This window comes from Dolichospermum planctonicum (assembly GCF_005402965.1).
Classification (GTDB): domain Bacteria; phylum Cyanobacteriota; class Cyanobacteriia; order Cyanobacteriales; family Nostocaceae; genus Dolichospermum; species Dolichospermum planctonicum.
In genome coordinates, this window is sequence record NZ_BJCF01000109.1 from 1 (window position 1) to 1,356 (window position 1,356).

Here is a 1,356-nt window from a genome sequence, read left to right on the forward strand (position 1 = left end):
TTAGATTTGACTTGAGTAACTTTACTTTCGTTAATTTGGTGATATTTAAACTGTTTTGATAATTTTGATAATGCCTTCATAGCATCTGCTTCACAAGCAAATTCTTCTGGTGATAACTTTTTCAAATCCTGCACAGCTTTTGATTCTGCTTTGATAACTTTTTCTGTGAGTTTACGCAAGTCTGATTCTCTTCTTTCTTGACTTTGTACTACTAGCCATCTCTGTTCTATTCCTGCATAATTTTCGGTTTTTGATGCTAATTTATATCCGGGTATTGTACTATCAATAAATTCTGATTCTGGTATTGTTGATATTAATGATTTTGCTGCTTTGATGCTTAATGGTACTCGACATAACCACTGTAAATCTGACATCATTTTCAGGTTTGATTCTGTATATAATGCCGAGTCAGCAACCATGAGACTATTAACTTCTAATTGTTTGTGATATTCTATTGCTATTTTACCAAAACATGATGAGTCCGCTTGGTTTCCCGATGCTAGTTTTAAAAATATTGGTATGTCTCCATCTCCTGAACATATCATTTCTATGATGAACTGTTTTAAATCTGGTCTGTGGTCACGGGAATAACCATAAGTGATGGTTATTTCTTTTGGTGATTTTACTGCTATTTCTTCTAATTCTTGGTTATTTCCTATTTCTTGACTCTCAAATATTACTTCTGGTAAGCTAGTGTTATACTGTCCATGTACGTGCATTGATGATGAGTCTAGATGTGATGTTGATAGTGATACTCCAAATTTTTGGGCTGCTTTTAAGGCTATGATAAAAAATATTGTATCCAATCCTTTGATAAATAGTTTATCCATGACTCTGCCTAGTTTGTCGTCGTTGAGATATTCTGGTTTTACTCCTGTTCCTATTAGATGTTCACAAGCGATTGTTTCAAAATATTTAGGAAACATATATAACGGTTTGGAGACAAATCCTAACCCGTTTATTATCATGGCTTTTACTACTTGACCTGCATTTACTTTTTCGTCTTTTTCGACTCCTATTAATTCATTTATTATTTCTACTATTCCGATTGAATCTATGATTCCTGCTACTATCCCTAGATGGTCTATGTTCTGAATTTCTATTTCTTGGGGTTTTAATTTCACAACAGTTTCCTCTACTTGTCTATTATGATTCTCTCATTTCTTGCTTTCTGAATAATAAATTTTTTAATCATCTTGAATTCGGACTCCTTAGGAAACTTTACTTTCTCACACCACCCCCCTTTTAATGATATGTATTCTCATTAAGCTTATTTCTCTTTAATTGATCGTTAGTTATTATGTACTACTATCTCTGCTTTTTTGATCTGTGACAGTTCAGGGTGCGGAATGTGGG

The 1,356-nt window shown here is 33.3% G+C and carries 1 protein-coding gene; it reads right to left on the minus strand.

Annotation, left to right across the window (positions count from 1 at the left end; genetic code table 11):
- Positions 1–1,124: IS1634 family transposase (locus FFO06_RS20615; RefSeq protein ID WP_137909694.1), on the minus strand; the 1,124-nt coding region annotated here is incomplete at its 3' end.
- Positions 1,125–1,356 lie beyond the last annotated feature (232 nt).